The organism is Shewanella sp. SM23 (assembly GCF_025654295.1).
GTDB classification, from domain to species: Bacteria; Pseudomonadota; Gammaproteobacteria; order Enterobacterales; family Shewanellaceae; genus Shewanella; species Shewanella oncorhynchi.
In genome coordinates, this window is sequence record NZ_JAKKRM010000004.1 from 219,036 (window position 1) to 237,784 (window position 18,749).

15 protein-coding genes and 1 riboswitch are annotated in these 18,749 nt (G+C 43.8%); of the genes, 8 read left to right on the forward strand and 7 right to left on the reverse strand.

Annotated features, from left to right (window positions below):
- Positions 1 to 7 precede the first annotated feature (7 nt).
- Positions 8 to 346: a P-II family nitrogen regulator gene (locus L5L98_RS07465; RefSeq protein ID WP_028761800.1), complete on the reverse strand. Its 339-nt coding sequence runs from the start codon at positions 344 to 346 to the stop codon at positions 8 to 10.
- Between the two features lie 344 nt (positions 347 to 690).
- Here L5L98_RS07465 and L5L98_RS07470 point away from each other — a divergent pair, with 344 nt between their 5' ends.
- A complete protein-coding gene (locus L5L98_RS07470) occupies positions 691 to 1,233 on the forward strand; it encodes a hydrolase (protein WP_263139709.1) in 543 nt (180 codons plus the stop codon).
- Between the two features lie 154 nt (positions 1,234 to 1,387).
- Here the strand turns inward: L5L98_RS07470 and nrfA are convergent, their stop codons facing one another.
- Positions 1,388 to 2,791 (reverse strand): ammonia-forming nitrite reductase cytochrome c552 subunit, encoded by a 1,404-nt coding sequence (gene nrfA, locus L5L98_RS07475; protein WP_263139711.1) that lies wholly within the window; start codon positions 2,789 to 2,791, stop codon positions 1,388 to 1,390.
- A gap of 225 nt (positions 2,792 to 3,016) precedes the next feature.
- Here nrfA and narQ point away from each other — a divergent pair, with 225 nt between their 5' ends.
- Both narQ and L5L98_RS07485 read left to right on the forward strand, forming a co-directional pair.
- Positions 3,017 to 4,852, forward strand: a complete 1,836-nt coding sequence (gene narQ / locus L5L98_RS07480) for a nitrate/nitrite two-component system sensor histidine kinase NarQ (RefSeq protein ID WP_263139712.1) — start codon at positions 3,017 to 3,019, stop codon at positions 4,850 to 4,852.
- Positions 4,845 to 5,474 (forward strand): response regulator, encoded by a 630-nt coding sequence (locus tag L5L98_RS07485; RefSeq protein WP_105250232.1) that lies wholly within the window; start codon positions 4,845 to 4,847, stop codon positions 5,472 to 5,474. The genes narQ and L5L98_RS07485 overlap by 8 nt, the downstream gene beginning before the upstream one ends.
- 91 nt (positions 5,475 to 5,565) lie before the next feature.
- Here L5L98_RS07485 and L5L98_RS07490 read toward each other — a convergent pair whose 3' ends face one another.
- On the reverse strand, positions 5,566 to 5,940 hold the full coding sequence (locus tag L5L98_RS07490) for a YacL family protein (RefSeq protein ID WP_263139714.1): 375 nt from the start codon (positions 5,938 to 5,940) through the stop codon (positions 5,566 to 5,568).
- 196 nt (positions 5,941 to 6,136) lie between these two features.
- Between L5L98_RS07490 and L5L98_RS07495 the strand changes: the two genes are divergently transcribed.
- Positions 6,137 to 7,102 (forward strand): zinc transporter ZntB, encoded by a 966-nt coding sequence (locus L5L98_RS07495; RefSeq protein ID WP_131525184.1) that lies wholly within the window; start codon positions 6,137 to 6,139, stop codon positions 7,100 to 7,102.
- A gap of 102 nt (positions 7,103 to 7,204) precedes the next feature.
- On the opposite strand, the gene L5L98_RS07500 is transcribed toward L5L98_RS07495, so the two are convergent.
- The 3 genes from L5L98_RS07500 to L5L98_RS07510 form a co-directional block, all read right to left on the reverse strand.
- Positions 7,205 to 8,326 carry a succinylglutamate desuccinylase/aspartoacylase family protein gene (locus tag L5L98_RS07500; RefSeq protein ID WP_263139716.1) on the reverse strand — a complete coding sequence of 374 codons (1,122 nt, stop codon included), beginning with the start codon at positions 8,324 to 8,326 and terminating at the stop codon, positions 7,205 to 7,207.
- Position 8,327: 1 nt separating this feature from the next.
- Positions 8,328 to 9,683, reverse strand: a complete 1,356-nt coding sequence (gene lysC, locus L5L98_RS07505; protein WP_263139718.1) for a lysine-sensitive aspartokinase 3 — start codon at positions 9,681 to 9,683, stop codon at positions 8,328 to 8,330.
- A gap of 150 nt (positions 9,684 to 9,833) precedes the next feature.
- Positions 9,834 to 10,008, reverse strand: a riboswitch (Lysine riboswitch).
- 100 nt (positions 10,009 to 10,108) lie between these two features.
- A complete protein-coding gene (locus L5L98_RS07510; RefSeq protein WP_168824631.1) occupies positions 10,109 to 10,543 on the reverse strand; it encodes a DUF3293 domain-containing protein in 435 nt (144 codons plus the stop codon).
- A 587-nt stretch (positions 10,544 to 11,130) separates the two neighbouring features.
- On the opposite strand from L5L98_RS07510, the gene arcA reads away from it, so the two are divergent.
- Positions 11,131 to 11,847 (forward strand): two-component system response regulator ArcA, encoded by a 717-nt coding sequence (arcA, locus tag L5L98_RS07515; protein WP_006080127.1) that lies wholly within the window; start codon positions 11,131 to 11,133, stop codon positions 11,845 to 11,847.
- A gap of 90 nt (positions 11,848 to 11,937) precedes the next feature.
- Here the strand turns inward: arcA and L5L98_RS07520 are convergent, their stop codons facing one another.
- The gene (locus tag L5L98_RS07520; RefSeq protein ID WP_263139723.1) at positions 11,938 to 14,262 is read right to left on the reverse strand and encodes a S9 family peptidase; all 2,325 of its coding nucleotides are present in this window, start codon (positions 14,260 to 14,262) and stop codon (positions 11,938 to 11,940) included.
- Between the two features lie 266 nt (positions 14,263 to 14,528).
- Here L5L98_RS07520 and L5L98_RS07525 point away from each other — a divergent pair, with 266 nt between their 5' ends.
- From L5L98_RS07525 to L5L98_RS07535, 3 genes are all read left to right on the forward strand, one after another.
- On the forward strand, positions 14,529 to 15,521 hold the full coding sequence (locus tag L5L98_RS07525) for a class 1 fructose-bisphosphatase (protein WP_263139725.1): 993 nt from the start codon (positions 14,529 to 14,531) through the stop codon (positions 15,519 to 15,521).
- A 643-nt stretch (positions 15,522 to 16,164) separates the two neighbouring features.
- Positions 16,165 to 17,154: a nuclease-related domain-containing protein gene (locus L5L98_RS07530; RefSeq protein WP_263139727.1), complete on the forward strand. Its 990-nt coding sequence runs from the start codon at positions 16,165 to 16,167 to the stop codon at positions 17,152 to 17,154.
- 93 nt (positions 17,155 to 17,247) lie between these two features.
- Complete coding sequence (locus tag L5L98_RS07535; protein ID WP_263139728.1) at positions 17,248 to 18,732, forward strand: hypothetical protein; 1,485 nt, start codon at positions 17,248 to 17,250, stop codon at positions 18,730 to 18,732.
- Positions 18,733 to 18,749: the final 17 nt, after the last annotated feature.

Below are 18,749 nucleotides of genomic sequence, written 5' to 3' on the forward strand. Positions count from 1 at the left end.
CAGCCCCTTATAGCGCTTCAGTATCAAGTTCACCCGTACGGATACGGATAGCATGTTCTAAATCAACGACGAAGATCTTACCGTCACCAATTTTCCCCGTATGGGCCGCAGTGGTAATGGCCTCAATTAACATGTCGAGATTTTCAGCCTTAGTGGCAATTTCTAGTTTTACTTTTGGCAAAAAATCCACCTGATACTCGGCGCCGCGATACAACTCTGTATGCCCTTTCTGACGGCCAAAACCTTTCACTTCGGTCACCGTCATGCCCTCAATACCAATTCCGGCGATAGCTTCACGGACATCATCCAACTTAAACGGCTTGATGATAGCGCTGACTAGTTTCATTCTGACCTCCAAAAAAACGCGATTGTTATTAACTTGTATCAAATGTAATTCAATCATTAGGCCAACAATTTAATCTATTGATTATTAATGATTTAAATTGTTTAACACTATTTTTTAAGGTTAAAAACGCACCATAATCGAGCACTGACTGGTGCGATGCACTCTTTTAGTGAGCAGTTTAAGTGCGACAGCTATTCGACCTTAGGCCTATTGGTAACAAGGTTAAATTAGGGTCTACTGGGGGAAGCGTAAATCGAGATGAAATCTGAGCATCACAACACAAGCTCTTAGACAAAAGCGAAGATCATCACTAAGACAATCATCAAGCGCAGAAGGAAGGCCCGATGTTAAAACCAGAAGAATGTGTTCTCGTTATCGTCGATGTGCAAGGAAAACTTGCACAAATCATGGATAACAGTGACAAGCTGCATCAACAACTACAGACCTTAATCCAAGGCGCACAATTATTTGAAATTCCAATACTGTGGTTAGAACAACTACCCGATAAACTCGGAGCAACTAGCACTGAGCTGCAAACCTTACTTGCGAAAACCAGCTCACCCATTGCTAAGCAGCATTTTAGCGGCTGGCACTGTGACGCGTTTGCAAAGGCATTAACTAAGACGAATCGCAAACACGTCATAGTCGCGGGTATTGAAACCCATGTGTGTGTTTACCAAACCTGTTGTGACCTTATCGAGCAGCAATATTCGGTGCATTTAGTCGCCGATTGCGTATCGTCACGCAGTGCTGAGAATAAACAACTTGGGATCCAAATGATGACGGCCAGGGGCGCCCTATTAACTAACGTGGAATCGCTATTATTTGAATTACAACATCAAGCCCAAGGCGAGCGATTTAGGGCGTTATTAAAACTGATCAAATAGCGATTTAGCCCGTGGTATTCACTCGGCCAGCATGATCAACGCCTGACATTACTCGATATTTTTTCCATAAAAAAGCCCCCGCTGAGTCAGCGAGGGCTTTTGTTTGCATGAGGGGTTAGCTCATATCGAAAACTCAACCACGATTGATTAAAACCTACTTATAAGTGGCTTCGCGTTTTTTCGCTTCTTCATCCCACTTAGGTAACATGTCTTTCTTAAATGCTTCTTTCTCTGCATTCATTTTATCCATGTCCATACCTAATGCTGCTTGTGCCTTAGCTTTGGTAGAGATATCAGGAATCGCAACAGGATCTGTGATGCCTTTTTTACCGAGTAATTGCGCTAACTTCACACGAGCATCAGCAGCTTTACTTACCGAAGTTCCCAGAATACGCAATGCTTCATCCGGTGCGTGAGCTGCAACACCATGGGAAGCAATCGCTAAATCCCAACGCCATTGTGAGTGGCGGATATCTGTCAGTATGGGTTTCATTTCTTCTTCAGTGGCGCCAGCTTTCCACGCAGCCTCTGCTTCAAAGTGTGCTTTGACTAATTGCTCTTCCGCTTTCAACTTCATTTCTTTAACTTTGGCTTTACGCTCATTAGTCACGCCAACCAAAAACTCTTTAGTCTGGCTATGGCAAGTTGCACAGGTTTCTTCAAAACGGTCGAATGGATTGCCCACTTTATGATCAGTAAACTTCTTACCTTCAGCACTGGTCACTTTTGGCATGTGACAGTCAACGCAACTTACATTATTCATGCCGTGAATACCCATTTTCCAAGTTTCATACTCTGGATGCTGGGCTTTTAACATTGGTGTCTTAGAAAGGGCGTGTGTCCAATCAGAAAATTGGATTGAGTCATAGTAGACTTCCATTTTTTCAACTGTTGTACCCATATCCCAAGGGAATTTAACAAAATTCTTTTTGTCGTCAGTTTTCTCAAAATAATACTCAACGTGGCACTGAGCACATACCATTGATTCTTTATCTTGTTTAGACGCTTTGCTAAAAGGTGTACCTATAGCTTCAAAAGCACGGTCTGCATAAGGGCGTGAAATACGTAACTTTGGAGAGCTTTTTTCATGGCAATCACCACAACCAATGGTATTTGTCACTTCAGGGCCACCCTTTGACCACTTACCTTTGAAGTAACCATCTTCGCCTTGCTCTTCAATCAAGCGAGGTACGTCAGGGCTCTTACAGCTCCAACATGCCATCGGCATAGGACCATCTTCCGCATTAGCGGGTGCACCTGTACGTAGCGTGTTGCGCACGTCAGTTACCGCATACATGTGGCCGCGTGGTGCATTATAATCTTTAGCAAAACCATAACCCGCCCATAAGATCACCATATTAGGATCTTGTGCAAGTGCATCCACTAGTTCTTCACTTTTAGCGGTATCATGCCAGCTACTGTATTGATTCTTAAATTTATCTTTATAAACTTCGTTGCGAGGCTCTGTTTTATCACTCGCCATTGCGCCCGCAGCCATGAAGCTGGCGGCAACCAGTGCACTCAGTGCAAAGGACTTACCTGTCATCTTCTTCATCATCTCATCTCCGTGTTGCATTATTGTTGTAAATCACGACATCTCCATGGTCAAACTTAGTGATTTAACCCTGCTAAAAATATACCTCTTAGGGGGTATCTAGGTTGAAGTTTGCGCTAGATCAAAATGTAAAGGTGTTGTTGTTCACATTTCTATACTTTTGTTAATGTATTACATTATTTTCTAATGTAAAAACCACTGCAAAGTGCCATAACAGCGGCCATCAAAATGAACAGCGGATTAATGAAACGAGGTAGTCTAACCTCAAAAATCTTAGGATTAATGTTAGTACTTATTCTGCTCTCTAGTAGTTTATCGACTTTTGCTATCATCAATTTGTCCTACAGCTTAGGCGACGCCAAGGCGATTAATGCCTCAGGGTCGCTGAGGATGCAAAGCTATCGGTTAATGTTTTACGCCAACTCAGGCAGCGATGCTGCGCAGGATAAAATCACCGAATTCGAAAATACGCTCTATTCCGACACGTTAAAGCCCTCGGAAAGTTGGTTTAGTCCGCCAGAAATTGCCGCTCAATATCAGCTTGTCATCGATAAATGGCTGGTGATGAAACACTACATAGAACAAGAAAACTCCCGCGATTATGTCGCCTCACTGAAGGACTTTGTTGATACCATAGATTTACTGGTGCTAGAGATGGAGCACTACGCCGCCTTTAAACTCAGGCTCCTTGCCGCCAGCCAAATATTAGGCTTAGGCGTCATGCTCATTATCGCTTTTGTGGCCGTGCGTTTTACAAAGAAGAAAGTGGTGATCCCACTGCAAAAACTGATGGAGTCGGCGAATACCATTTCTAAAGGTAATTTTGAAATTGAAATGCCCGAGACCGAATACATTGAACTTACAGCGCTGACCCATGCCCTACAAAAAACGGCGAAGGAACTCGCGACGCTTTATGGCAACTTAGAATCGCAGGTAGCAGAAAAAACCTTAGCGCTGACAAGGGCCAACAACGAGCTGGCATTCTTATATGATAACCTACTGACATTAAACGCGAATAAACTCGATTATAAGGCGCTCAAGGCGGCGCTGAATCAGTTAAAAGGCTATGAATCACTCGACTACCTAAGACTCATTATCCAGTATCCCGAGCAAGAGCTTGAAGTGATTGAGGCCGATGGCGGCTGGCCAGATATGACTCAAGAGAGCACCCGTTTTCCACTGCAATTTGAGCAGGCTAATTTAGGCTATTTAGAGTTAATTGCCGCTCAAACACCCAATATCGCCTTGTTTAACAATTTCGCAATTATGCTGACGCGCTCAATCGTGATCCACAATGCCACAGAGCAAAGACAGCAACTGGCGCTAATGGAGGAACGTGGCGTAATTGCCCGAGAGCTGCACGACTCTTTAGGTCAAGTGCTATCTTTCCTAAAAATCCAAATTAGCTTATTACGCAAAAACTTAGATTGCAGTTGCCGCAGTCCAATCGTTGAGGCGCAGCTAACCGAAATCAACGAAGGTGTAAGCACTGCCTACGTGCAGCTCAGGGAGTTACTATCCACCTTTAGGCTCACAATTAAAGAACCCGATCTAAAAAGTGCTTTAGAGGCTATGCTTGAGCAACTCAGGACAAAGACGAATATAAAGATAACCTTAGACTATAAACTTGCGCCACAATGGCTAGAGGCAAAGCAACACATCCACATACTGCAGATCACGCGAGAAGCGACGTTAAACGCCATCAAACACGCTGAGGCCAGCCTCATTAACATCCATTGCTATAAGGATGACGAGGGTATGGTCAATATTGATGTTTGTGATAACGGCATAGGTATTGGACATTTAAAAGAACGAGATCAACATTTTGGCATAGGTATAATGCATGAACGAGCCAGTAAGCTTTCAGGTAAAGTCGTGTTCAGCGACAATGATTTAAAGAAATTTAAACCTGCTATGACAACCACGACTGAGCAAGGATGCAATGCACAAGACGACGCACTCAAACCTAACAGCCCATTAAACCTTGTGCACCACAGCAAAGGGTCAAGTGGCACTAGAGTGACGCTTATTTTCCCATCTCAACAGGAGCCTTCAAATGGGTAAACCTTATTCCGTACTGGTGGTCGATGACCATCCCCTCTTGCGCAAAGGCATCTGCCAGCTCATCGCTTCAGATCCTGACTTCAGCCTATTTGGCGAAGCCGGTAGTGGTTTAGACGCATTAACCGCAGTGGTCACCGATGAACCCGACATCATATTGCTCGATCTGAATATGAAAGGCATGACAGGCCTAGATACCCTCAACGCCATGCGCCAAGAAGGTGTTACCTCACGCATAGTAATTCTCACCGTTTCCGATGCAAAACAGGATGTTATCCGTTTACTTCGTGCTGGAGCCGACGGCTATTTGCTCAAAGATACTGAGCCAGATTTGCTGCTCGAAAAACTCAAAAATGCCATGCTTGGCCACAGGGTGATCAGCGATGAAGTCGAAGAATACCTTTACGAACTTAAAGATGCGACCGATGAACAAGAATGGATTTCGAGCCTAACCCCAAGGGAGCTGCAAATTCTACAGCAACTGGCGGAAGGCTTAAGTAATCGCATGATTTCAGAGCATTTACACATTAGTGAGGGCACAGTTAAAGTGCACGTGAAAAACCTACTGCGTAAAGCCAATGCTAAATCGAGAACCGAAATGGCGGTGCGCTACCTTAATAATTAAAGATACGAAAATGAGCTTGGTATCGCGAAAACAATAAAGGCAATCCCATGATTGCCTTTATGTTTTTATCAAATAGAGATTAAATAAATGATTACAAACCTTTCTCAATAAATTGCTGCCAACTCAATAGCGCCAGCTCAAAATCCTCTAGGCCACAATAAGCTTCTGACTCAGCATCATAGAGTGACATAGCCTCTTCCAATTCATATTCTTGCTCAAAACCTAAGGCATTGGCAAAGACTCGGGCCTGTTCACGCTCTAACTCTAAGGTAAAATCATTACCAACAAGACGCCATGAACCTCGTTTATCGGCTTGAATTTCTTTTATCACACCCAACACTTGCTGAATTTTAGCTAACTCAGTCCCTAATTCTTCCGTAAACCATTGCCCAAGCACTTCATGATCCATGCTAAAGCTAGCCAAAAAAGTGCCAGTTAAACTGTTACGCCGAAATTCGTATTCCATTTTATTGTCTCTTTGATCTAAGCCTACTAATGCTAATTTTAACCTATCCTTGGCTAAGTTGCTTGCATCCCTCAGCACATCAAATTTATGTCAATTTACGTTTTTCTCATGTCGTTAAGCATAAGTACTGACTTCATTTTCATGACAAAATCAGTTAGTTTGTTTGGATGATTTTGAAAGTTAAATGGAATGCGATATGCACGAAGGGTTTATCTACAGTTTAGTGCTCAGCGGCGCCCAAGCGGGTTCCACCTTGAGCCTAGAACAGATCGAAAAATGGGATCCTCAGGATGGCCTACTCTGGTTACACCTTCGCTATCGCAATAAAAAGGCACGCCACTGGATACTCAATAGCGGTCTGCCTAAGGTCGAAAGTGATGCCCTACTCGCCCAAGACACTCGTCCCCGCGCTGTGATTACAGGTGAAGGCATATTACTCGCATTACGCGGCGTTAACCTCAACCCCAATTCTGCTCCCGAAGACATGGTGGCTGTGCGTATCTATGCCGATAAACAGCGGATCATTTCCACCTGCGATCGCGAGTTACAGTCGGTCAAAGATGTCGCCGAGTTGATCCTTGAGGGAAATGGGCCTACAACTACGGGGGACTTTATCGTCGCAATCTGCGAGCGACTGACCAATCGTAAAGTCGAGTTTATTGATAAATTGGAAGAACAGCTCTCTGATTTAGAAGAACTAGTCGTCTCAGGCAATGTGAAAGATTTACGTACCGATATCGCCGAACTGCGCCGTCAAACTGTAGCCATTCGCCGCTATTTAGCCCCACAGCGCGAAGCATTCTCGAAAATGATTTCCGAGCAATTCAGCCTATTTAAAGATACTGAGCGACTCAAGCTAAGGGAAACAAACGATAAACTTATCCGCACCATTGAAGATCTCGATGCCCTGCGCGATAGAGCCAATGTGACTCAAGAAGAATTACTCAGTCAGCAGTCGGAGCAACTCAACAAACGCTTATACTTCTTATCCTTAGTGTCAGCAATCTTCTTACCGTTGGGCTTTTTAACAGGCTTACTTGGGGTCAATATTGGCGGGATACCGGGCGCGGACAACACTTGGGCCTTCGCCACCTTCTGCGGCATATTAATCTCACTCGTCGCCCTGCAAATGGCGCTGTTTTATCGATTTAAGTGGTTATAGCCACCTTAACACAACAAAGCCAATCAATTAGGATTGGCGTTGTTTTCGTTCATTCTTATAAGCTGAATGTTATGAGCTAATGCTTATGCTCTAAGCGGGCGATTATGTCGTTGGCAACTCAAACACATTGGTCATCACTTTATAAAGCTCAGTTCCTTGGTGCACTGACGCCGAAGCAAAGTGCAAAATCGGCACGCAGTCCTGCGGCAAACTGACCGTTTTTAGCTCATCCGCCGTACCGTATAAATCCATTCGCAGCAAATTCACTAAGGGCTGCCCCGCAGCCAATGGCTCACCCACAGGTGCAAGGTATTCCACTAAGCCAGAACTTGGCGCGTGATACTTTTTATAGTCTTTAAGGTAACAACCAAAGCGCGACATTTTAGCAGGCGCAACGGTTTCAGCTATTACGCCTCGGTGGCTTAAATACGCCAAAATCCCTTGAGCATCAACCAACGCATCCTCAAGACAGACACGCTCTTGACTCGCCAATTCTAAGGTTAACGCTGACACTGCAACCCCTAAATCGCGCCCTTGAGATTTTGCAAAATCACTCAATTGCCACCAAGGACAAAACGCCGCCTCATCCATGGCGCCACCAAAGGCATTGGGGATAATGAGCGTATAAGGGATCGACAAAAACTGCGCAGCAGCTAAGTCATATTCAGGACAATACAAGTGCTTACAGGATTTAGGACCTGTATGTAGATCGAGCACTATATCCGCGCTGTGGGCCATAATCTGCAGATTAACCGCGAGCCGATGGCCAGTAGTAATGCCCCATTCATGACGCAATTTTTGCTGACAAGCTTCAACCAAAGTACTGCGATAGGCTTGGATCAGTTCGCTATCACTCAGCTTGGCATGTTCCCCATACCAAGTCGGCAAATCGATTGCATGATTCAAATACTCACGATTCCAGTTCGCGCCTGTAATAGGATCAAATCGGCCAAGGGTAAACTCACCACTTTTTTGGTTGATCCCGAGTGGATTGGCCAATGGCACTAAGGTGATTTCGCCGCGGATGTCACAGTGTTCAAGCTGCTTCATCAACTGATAAATCACCGCATTACCTTGAACTTCAGCACCGTGGACATTGGCCTGAATATACACTTTGGGGCCAGTCGCCTTATCGTCACTCGGTTTGAAATGGTAGATAGGCAAAGTAAGTGCTTGCCCTGCGGCAAGCTCCCCGATTTGCAGAGACGATGTTGTCGGCAACATACTAAACGCCTTCGAACAGATTTTGATGCAGCGATTTAACCACTTGCGCCGCTTCCGATTCGGCCACTAACACACACAGATTATGTGGGCTGGCACCTTGGCAAATCATCCGAACATTGTGTGGTTCTAACACTTCAAATACACGGCGACAAATACCCGGCGTCGTCGCAATACGATTACCGATAATCGCCACTAAGGCCAATCCATCTTCAACTCGCACACGACAATGCTGTGATAATTCTTGCAGCAATGCCTCACTCAACAGACCTTGACCACTTGAATCTGAACCGGTTTTATCGAGGGTTAGAGACACATTCACTTCTGATGTGGTAATCAAATCCACACTGATCTTATGTCGCGCTAATGTCGCAAAGGTTTCCGCTAAAAAGCCCTGCGCATGCAGCATTTGCAAGCTGTGAAGATTTAACAGGGTTTGATCGCGGCGCAAAGCCACAGCACGGAATACGGGCGCATCTTCCACTTGATGACGGATCCAAGTCCCGCCTTTTTCAGGCTCTTTACTTGAACCCACAAACACTTGAATTTGCTGACGAACGGCAGGAAGAATAGTCGCAGGATGCAATACCTTGGCACCAAAGGTCGCCATCTCGGCGGCTTCATTGAAACTGATCTCGGCAATCGGAAAAGCATTGGGCGCAAGGCGCGGATCGGTTGTATAAATCCCAGCGACATCGGTCCAAATTTCGACCGCTGAGGCGCGTAGCGCTTCGGCTAACAACGCAGCAGAATAATCACTACCGCCGCGACCTAACGTGGTCGTTTGACCGGCGTCATCGGCACCGATAAAGCCTTGCGTGACAATCACTTGTTCCGCTAACAGTGGCTGTAGATAATCACGAGCTAGAGTCGCAATCTGCTCGACCTGAGGTTCGGCGCGGCCAAAGTGGCTGTCAGTACGTAACACTCGGCGCACATCAAAGGCACTTGAGTTGACACCTTTCTCACGGATCACCGCCGAAAACAACGCTGAAGAACATTGCTCACCGAGGGACAACAACTCATCCATGGTCGCTTTGCTGCGTTGTGATGCAAGCGCTTCACTCAATACCGACATACGACTCAATAATTTATCTAATGCGGCGGCCACATCGTTAGGACGACCGAGCTTATCTAAAATCGCATATTGAATTTGGGCAATTTGTTTTAATCGCTGTAATCGGCCATCGTCGTTGATCGATTCTTGGGTCAATTCCACTAGTAGATTCGTCACGCCGCTCGAAGCGCTGACCACGACTAAACGACAATGAGGATTAGCTAACACTATATCGGCACAGCGATTCATAGCGTTATAGTCGGCGACTGAGGTGCCACCAAATTTTGCAACAACGAGGGACATTAGCGCACCTCCGTGAAACACGTAGGGCAACAAATAAATGCAGATTGAATAAGATATTGAATAACTAACATGATCACACTCCGAACTGACTTCGTTCGAAGAGCCTGGTGCTCAATGATAACGCACCCCAAAAGAAGGGAAACAGCAATCGTCACCAGAAGCTCTCCACCAATTACAGGTGACAATCGTCAGGATTCAGCCTGAGCGACCGACATAAACATGCAGCAACCATATCTATGCCTCGGCGTTAATCTCCCTCATCAGTCATCGCTGGAGTTTGTGCTCCTCTGACCGACTACCTAGTTAACGCTCCTCTTCTGTTCCTTTCCTAGGAAAGGGACGAAAAAAGTAGCAATAAACCCCTAATGAAGTCAATGCTAATTTCATAACAAATGAACAATTTAAATAAAATCTTTTGAAAACAACTAAGTGTTCAAATCGGGTAGCTCGTATACCAGCTGCACATAATCTCTAAATTTACCTAAACACACTTCATCATGTCCATCCAAGGTGCAAGGCACTAAGCTCACATCCCCTTGTTCGACAACATAAATCGCATATTGATTAAATTTCTTACCCAATTGCAATGCCATCGTTCTATCGATAAACACGGCCCAACTTTTTTCCATGTGGGATAAATCCGGTGCTGCGCCCACTAAAGCACGATAAGGGCTACCGAGTAATTCAATTTCACGGAGAAGTTGGCGATCGAGTAAACGGTTTTGGCTAGGAGAGAGAAGCTTTGAAGCGGGATTATGAGCGGTAATAACAGCAAAGGAAAAATCACAGGATAATGCTTGAGTCAGCAAAAACAACGGCGCTTGGTAACATTGCCACAAATTTTGAGTCGTATTGTCCATTGGTAGTCTAGTCGAAAAATGAACCCAAGCTAGTGTAGCAGAGTGATTGTAAAATCCAAAGAGGCGTGAACTGGCTCACAGGAATAAGAAATACATTAGTTATACTAATCAATAGCTAAAGTAAATATCATGGTAAAAACCCCTGCTCACCTAAAATTTGTTAACATTTCATTTGTTAACAAATGACTAAAACGAGTACAATGTACGTACTGGTGAGTTGAAACAGATTGAGCAAGATGCTTATCGTTCAATACAGTTTGTTACATATATCGCTTAAAGTAACGTGAACTGACCGGGCATCTGTTTAAAATCTGTTCTACATTTGATTTGTCTTTTAAACATTTAAAAAAACAATAGTTAAGGAACTTATTCTAACTATTGCTTATCGAAGTTGGTACTGATTACGTTTTCTCGTATTACACTTAAACGTGCACTTAATCTACATCCAGATATAGATGTCACCGTAAAGATTTTCCTTTTGAGCACAAAGCAGTTCAAGGAAGTATCAACGCTTTTATGAATATAAGAGCCCGAAGTAAGTTGCTCTTATTGGTTAGTATAAACTGATTAAAATTTAGGTAAATAATATGCAAAATCCGCACATTCTGATCGTTGAAGATGAAGCCGTTACCCGTAACACGCTGAGAAGTATTTTCGAGGCAGAAGGGTATGTGGTAACTGAGGCCAATGATGGCGCAGAAATGCATAAGGCTATGCAGGAAAACAAAATTAACTTGGTCGTTATGGACATTAACTTGCCAGGTAAGAATGGTCTATTGTTGGCACGTGAACTACGTGAAATCAACAACATCGGTCTTATCTTCCTGACAGGTCGTGACAACGAAGTCGACAAAATTCTTGGACTTGAAATTGGCGCGGACGATTATATTACCAAGCCGTTCAACCCACGTGAATTAACGATTCGTGCTCGTAACCTTCTGACTCGTGTCAACAGCGCTGGCGCTGAAGTCGAAGAAAAGAGCTCAGTAGAATACTACCGCTTCAATGATTGGAGCTTAGAGATCAACAGCCGTTCATTAGTGAGCCCACAGGGTGAATCTTACAAACTGCCACGTAGCGAGTTCCGCGCTATGCTGCACTTTGTTGAAAACCCAGGCAAAATTTTGACTCGTGCCGATCTACTGATGAAAATGACTGGCCGTGAACTTAAGCCACACGATCGTACTGTAGACGTGACTATCCGTCGTATCCGTAAGCATTTCGAAAGCTTGCCAGATACGCCAGAAATCATCGCGACTATTCACGGTGAAGGCTATCGTTTTTGCGGTAACTTAGAAGGCTAATCGCCCGCTAAGCGACATCCGCATTAATTGGTTTGATAAGAATCGATTCACAAAAAACCAGATCCTAGGATCTGGTTTTTTTTATGCCTGCTATTTGGCGTTTTTCAACTGCCTATCGAGGAAATCGGCCAGTGAGCGATATAAGTGATTACGCACTTTCTCGCCACGCATCGAATGTTTAGATCCAGGATAATCGATCATCTGGAACAGTTTGCCCTCATCCTGCAACGCCTTATAAACCCGAGTGCTGTTTTCAAACAAGACGTTATCATCGGCCATGCCGTGATACATCAACAAACCCGCTTGATAGTTTTTCACATAAGGGAACACACTGCTGGCTTCATAACCTTTTTCATTCCCCTCAGGATGGGCTAAGTAACGCTCAGTATAATGGGTGTCATACAAGCGCCAGTCGGTTACAGGTGCGCCAGAAATCGCGGCTTTAAAGTAATCTGGCGCCTTAAATAGACTCATCAAGGCCATGTAACCACCGTAGCTGTGGCCGTAAATTGCTACATTATCGGCATCGACAAATGGCAGACTCCGTAAATAGTCCACTCCCACTTTTTGATCCTTGACTTCAACTTCGCCCAAGTGACGATAAATCACTTGCTCAAACTTTGTGCCCCTGTGGGCGCTGCCGCGGTTATCTAATTGGAATACTACGTACCCTTGTTGCACAAGATACTGGGTAAAGTAGTCCTGCTCGCTCCAACTGTTGGTCACTAACTGGGCGTGCGGCCCACCGTAAACCCGCACAACGACGGGGTATTTCTTGCTCGCATCAAACGGCACAGGTTTGAATAAACGGGTTTGTAACACTTGGCCATCTTCGGCTTTCAGTTCACCAAATTCAGGGAGTTGCCACAGACCCGCATAGTCATATAAAGGATGGCCTTGCTTGACTTCATTTTGCTCAACCCAAGCCAGTTGCTGGCCCTTGTCACCGTGTAAACTGATTTGCGGTGGCTGAGATAAGCTATTGAAATAATCCAGATACACACTTTGATTGTCGGCAAACACAGGATCGTGCATGCCCGCTTGCTTGCTTACCCGCTCAACCTTGCCACCCGCTAAAGGCACGCGATAAAGTTGTTTCTCGATTGGCGTATCTTTGCGGCCAGTGAAATATACCCAACCAGCGGTTTCATCTATGTATTCCAACGCATCGACAGCCCACTCGCCCTGAGTCAATTGCGTTTTAAGTTTGCCTTTTAAGTCAAAAAGATACAGATGATTAAAGCCGTCACGCTCAGATGCCCAAATAAAAGCCGATTGCTGTTTTAAAAAGTGCAGATCGTTATTAAGGTTCACCCAAGCGTTACTGCGTTCTTTCACTAAGGTTTTTGGCTTAGCCAGTGAATCTAACGCCACCAGTTGCAAATCTAGCTGATGTTGATCGCGGCTCTGCCACTGGAACGACAAATGTTTGCTATCGGGCAACCAATCGACCCGCGGCAGGTAAATATCTTTGCTCTTGTCTGCACTATTCTCTTCGCTATGATCTTCGCGCAACTTCACCCAATTGATAGCCTTATCTTTTAACGTGACCACACCGAGGGCGATGTCGACATTGTTTTTGCCGGCATAGGGATAGCGCTGCTCAGTAAGTTTAATACCGTCAGCATAGATTTCGTTACGGGTTACTTGCTCGACACCGGACTCATCAATACGAGTAAATGCGATGGCCGATTCATCGGGCGCCCACCAATAACCCGTCATGCGATCCATTTCCTCCTGAGCGACAAACTCGGCCATGGCATTCTTAATCGCCCCGCCGCCATCGGTTGTCATAGCTTGGAGTTTTTTGGTCGCCAGATCTAACACATACAGATTTTGATCCCGCACGAAAGACACAAAATGTCCCTTGGGTGATAGGCGCGCATCTGTGGCAAACCCTTCGCCAATGGGAAGTTGGCTGACTCTGTTATCCACTAATGAAAAATAATACAGATTACCAGCAGCCGGAATTAATAGCGCTTGGCTATCATCGGCCCAGAAGTACTCCATAATGCCTTCGCCATAAATACGTTGGCGTTCGCGGCGGGCCTTTTCTTCATCGGATAATTCATTGCTTGCCAACTTATCGGCATTGAGCAATAGGCTAGATTTGCCCGTCTTTACATCCATCTGCCAGAGATCATAAAAGTTTTGATTGTCTTTACGGCCCGCAAGATAAGTGACGCGCTGACCATCGGGTGACAATTTCAAACCTCGAGGACTGGTGCCCGCTAATGCGGGCGAGGCATTCATTCGCTCAATCGTCAGTGGCAGTTTGCCGCCTTCCATTGCAAAAGCTGGGGTAATTGAAAACATAGCTGTCGAAATCATGGCCATTTGGCTCGCTATCAGTAGGGGAACGGCGCGCACCTTAAGTGAGCACACAGGGAACCAAGTTAACCTATTTTTAATCATTATTATTCCTTGGGAGCATAATCGCCTAAGATGTCAGCGATTAAAAACAAGCCGACATTGTGCCAGAGGCAAACCCTAAATAGAAATAGCATGCAATATGCCGATACAAATTAGGCCCTTGCGCCAAGCCCAATCCAAATAATCCCAAAAAGCCCTAATATTCGCTAAAAGCATCAGCAACATCACTGAAATTGTCGACTAACTGAGTTATCATTCGCGGCAAATAACGAAATTGACCTCATTGTTGAACCTCTAAAGGACATAACATGCAGACTCTGGCCCAGCACCTGACCTCACAGGCAGTGAACGACTCCCTCTCTCACTTGATTTTAACCTTAGCCGACACCTCAAAAGCCATTAGCCATGCCGTTCGCCACGGTGCACTTGCGGGCGTGTTAGGCGCGACTGAGCAAGAAAACGTCCAAGGTGAAACCCAGAAAAAACTGGATATCATCACCAACGATATGCTTAAAGATGCTTTAAAAGCTGACGGTACAGTGCGCGGTTTGGCGTCGGAAGAAGAAGATCATGTGGTTGAAGTCAGCCAAAATGGTCAATATCTGGTGTGTTTCGATCCACTTGATGGCTCATCTAATATCGATATTAACTCATTAGTCGGCACCATTTTCTCCGTCCTGCCCGCCCCTGCTGGCGAGCTGACTGAAACCAGCTTTTTACAATCTGGCCGTGCGCAATTAGCCGCAGGTTATGTACTTTATGGTCCATCGACCATGCTGGCATTAACCACAGGCCAAGGCGTGCAACTCTTTACTTTGCACCCAGAAACCAATGAGTTTTTACTGACGAATGCCGCCATGAGCATTAGCCCAGACACAGCCGAATTTGCCATTAACATGTCGAACCAGCGTTTTTGGGAAGCGCCAATGCAGACCTATATTGCCGATTTACTGCTCGGTAAAATTGGCCCACGCGAAAAATCATTCAACATGCGCTGGATTGCGGCCATGGTCGGCGATGTACACCGCGTGCTATCTCGCGGTGGTATTTTCACTTACCCAACCGACAATAAAGATCCTAAAAAACCGTACAAACTGCGCTTGATGTACGAAGCCAATCCAATGGCTTTCTTAGTCGAGCAAGCTGGCGGTAAAGCCTCAACGGGTTATGAAACCATTTTGGATATTCAACCAACACAAATTCACCAACGTGTTGCTGTCATCCTAGGCAGCAGCAACGAAGTCGACGCTTGCCTGAGCTATCATGGTATCGATTACAGCGAAGAACCAAATATAGAGTAAGCCGAATCGCTTAGATTTTGATTTTTATGATGAAAGCCACTGACCACAGTGGCTTTTTTGTCGCAGAATGCGACATTTGGGTTTTATACGGCTTTACCGCCGGAGTAATTGCGGCCTTACGGCCGAGAAGTTTAACGTCATGGGGCTTCACCCTCAATCAATTGTGATGATTTGTTTGGTGTCTCGCGAACAAAGTTATCGCTGTGAATCGCGATTAATAATTACGGCCTAACGGCCGAGGTGAATCAAAGTCGTGGTTCTTCAACCCACACCCGACCAAGGAGGACTGCTCGTCCTATCCTCCTTGGATTCTCCAAGACGCCCCTAGCGAAGTTACATGCATTGAATACTGGCTTCGTGCTTATTCGAAAATCGCTAACGCTTCCGATGGGGCGTCCCTTCCCCCCGAAAGCTACGCAGACGTCCTGTCTGGGTCACGCGATTTTCTTCAACGCCCTTCAGCAACTTCGCAGGGGAAGGTGAACTTCTGTAACTTCTGTGTTGGCTGTAACTCCCCAAAGATTTGTACTTTCCCATCTTTGAGCTACGTTAACGTTTAGCGATTTTTGTCTTTATCTTTCAATGGCAAAGTGGGTATTATGAGGCTGATTATTATCAAGTTATGAATGGATGCTGTTGATAAATGATTCTAAAAACTAAAACACTTCAAAATTCCCAAACACCACAAACGATTGCGGGTCAAAAACAAGAACAGGATGTTGCCTACTATTTGCGCCGCGCCTTCAAAGATCATCCTGAAGTGTTGGTTATCAATGATTTTCGATTCACCTTTAATGACGAAACCGCGCAAATTGATCACTTAATCATTTACCCCTATGGCTTTGTTTTAATTGAATCTAAAAGCATAAAAGGCCATGTGGATGTGAACCAACAGGGTGAATGGACTCGCAGTCACGGAAGTAAATGGTTTGGTATGCCGTCTCCTATCAAGCAAGTTGAACTACAACAAGCACTGCTTAAAGAAATGCTAAAACAGCATAGAAGTGAAATTCTAGGAAAATTACTTGGTATAAGACAACAAAGTTTTAGTATGCGTTGCTGGAACCATGTGTGCGCGGTCTCAAGTGATGCGGTAATCAACAGAGATACTATGCCAACGGCCATTTCTGAGTTGTTAGTTAAAACAGAGTTTTTAGTCGATAAACTTGAAAAAATCATGAATCTTAAAAGCAAGTTCATGCGCATTATAAATGTAAGCGACACCCGCCCCGACTTTAATCAACAAGAACTCAATTCCATTACCAATTTCTTAATCGATCGACATATAGAACCACATAAATCAACCAATGAAATAACGCTCCCGCAGACACAACAAGTCAGAGAGCCTATCGCACACTTTGAAGTTAACAAAGCAGTTGAAGCTCAAACCCAAGCAATAACGCAATCTACTACACACAGCATTCTTAGCTGTAAACATTGCGGAGAATCAACAAACTACACCCCAATGTACGGTAAGTTTGGTTACTACATCAAATGCAACCAATGCACTAAAAACACGCCAATGAAACAAGCCTGCCCACAGTGCCAAAGCAAAAATATCAAAATAAAAAAACGCAATGAGATTTACACTCTAACATGTAAAGATTGCAATCATGACCAGCGAATTATTTAGAAATGATAAATTATTAATGAGACAATAAATAAAGAACTTTTTCAACGCTAAAAATTGCTAAGATTTAACTAAAATCAATTAGGAGTTTTAATAATGAGTCGTTGGCAAGAACAATTTGACATTCATCCATTTCAAAAACTTTGGCTTGAATTAAAAGAAAAGCTCGAGGACATACAAGTTGACGATGAAAGCATTACAACGGATGTGGAAGAGGTGGCTCGATTAAAAAAGGTTGTAAACTACCTTGATCAATTAATTAAAGTAATAGATCAAGAACTTGTACCAACTTCAACATGGACAAACTTCTACAACCAATGTCAACCTTGTGTGATGGAAGTGGCAAATTACTATAACAATAGAAATATTCAACATATTGTCAATGCTAATACTAATGCAGATAATCTACTAACTTATGTTAGACCGTATGTTGTAGAGTCAGGAGAAGCAGCGCAAGCTGCTCATGCTGGATTTCGTAGTTATCAAAAATCCATTTCTGATGGGCTAAAAACATTTAAGCATCAAGCTTTGGAATACCATAGAGAATTTAAGGATGTCTCAGATGAATTTATAGAACAAAAAAATAAATTCGAAAATCAGTTTAAAGAGTTAAAAGCTACACATGAAGATATTGAAAAGTTAAGGCAAGAATACTTTGATGGCACTGAATATGAAGAAGCAATTCAAACTAAAATAAATGAGATGGTATCAACTCTAGAAAAATACTACCAACAAATAACTGAATATCACTCAGAACTATTGGAAAACGGCAGCGATTCAATTATATCGCAAGTATCTTTAGCAAAAGAAGATGTTAAAAAGCAAGCTAAAGAAATTGATGAATTACTCCATAATGCTGAAAAACAGCTCTCATATTTAAGTACATTTTATAATGATGTCATAGGAAGAAAAGATAAAGATGGCAATTCTATTGGAGGGTTGAAAAGTGAAATAACATCAAGACAGAAAGACCTAGACGATTTCAAAACTAAACAAGAAGACAGATATTTAGCACTCAATGAGCAAATTGAAGAACTCCTCCCCGGCGCAACCAGTGCAGGCTTAGCGGCTGCATATCGAGCAATGAGGAAATCATTTGCAAAGCCAATAAAGCAATATTCTATATTGTTTTACCTTTCAATCTTAATTCTGTCCATAACAGCTTTTATTTCTACAATTGACAGTCTCTGGACTGCAAACGAAGTAATAAAATTTGTTGATGTTACGGACATTAGAAATTTATTGAGTAACTTCACTCATAAATTACCCATAATTTTACCTGTATTATGGCTTGCACTTTTTGCTTCAAAACGGAGAAGCGAAGCGCAACGACTTCAACAAGAATATGCACATAAAGAAGCCTTAGCAAAATCTTATCAAAGCTTCAAAAATCAAATCGATAGCTTAGGTGAAGAGAGAAAAGAGGAACTACTTCATAAACTACTGAGTGCAGCTATTGATGCAGTTGCTTCAAATGCTTCTGACACTCTGGATAAGAAACACGGTGATAAAACTCCAGCACATGAAGGTTTAGATAAAACAGTCAGTTCATTAGCAAAAATTAAAGAAATATTTAAATAAGGGTTTTAAAGTAAACA

Coding starts and splice junctions, on each gene's coding strand:
- arcA (WP_006080127.1), top strand. CDS start 11,131: ATGCAAAATCCGCACATTCTGATCGTTGAAGATGAAGCCGTTACCCGT.
- L5L98_RS07520 (WP_263139723.1), bottom strand. CDS start 14,262: ATGATTAAAAATAGGTTAACTTGGTTCCCTGTGTGCTCACTTAAGGTG.
- L5L98_RS07495 (WP_131525184.1), top strand. CDS start 6,137: ATGCACGAAGGGTTTATCTACAGTTTAGTGCTCAGCGGCGCCCAAGCG.
- L5L98_RS07485 (WP_105250232.1), top strand. CDS start 4,845: ATGGGTAAACCTTATTCCGTACTGGTGGTCGATGACCATCCCCTCTTG.
- L5L98_RS07525 (WP_263139725.1), top strand. CDS start 14,529: ATGCAGACTCTGGCCCAGCACCTGACCTCACAGGCAGTGAACGACTCC.
- nrfA (WP_263139711.1), bottom strand. CDS start 2,791: ATGATGAAGAAGATGACAGGTAAGTCCTTTGCACTGAGTGCACTGGTT.
- L5L98_RS07465 (WP_028761800.1), bottom strand. CDS start 346: ATGAAACTAGTCAGCGCTATCATCAAGCCGTTTAAGTTGGATGATGTC.
- lysC (WP_263139718.1), bottom strand. CDS start 9,683: ATGTCCCTCGTTGTTGCAAAATTTGGTGGCACCTCAGTCGCCGACTAT.
- L5L98_RS07470 (WP_263139709.1), top strand. CDS start 691: ATGTTAAAACCAGAAGAATGTGTTCTCGTTATCGTCGATGTGCAAGGA.
- L5L98_RS07535 (WP_263139728.1), top strand. CDS start 17,248: ATGAGTCGTTGGCAAGAACAATTTGACATTCATCCATTTCAAAAACTT.
- L5L98_RS07490 (WP_263139714.1), bottom strand. CDS start 5,940: ATGGAATACGAATTTCGGCGTAACAGTTTAACTGGCACTTTTTTGGCT.
- L5L98_RS07510 (WP_168824631.1), bottom strand. CDS start 10,543: ATGGACAATACGACTCAAAATTTGTGGCAATGTTACCAAGCGCCGTTG.
- L5L98_RS07500 (WP_263139716.1), bottom strand. CDS start 8,326: ATGTTGCCGACAACATCGTCTCTGCAAATCGGGGAGCTTGCCGCAGGG.
- L5L98_RS07530 (WP_263139727.1), top strand. CDS start 16,165: ATGATTCTAAAAACTAAAACACTTCAAAATTCCCAAACACCACAAACG.
- narQ (WP_263139712.1), top strand. CDS start 3,017: ATGAACAGCGGATTAATGAAACGAGGTAGTCTAACCTCAAAAATCTTA.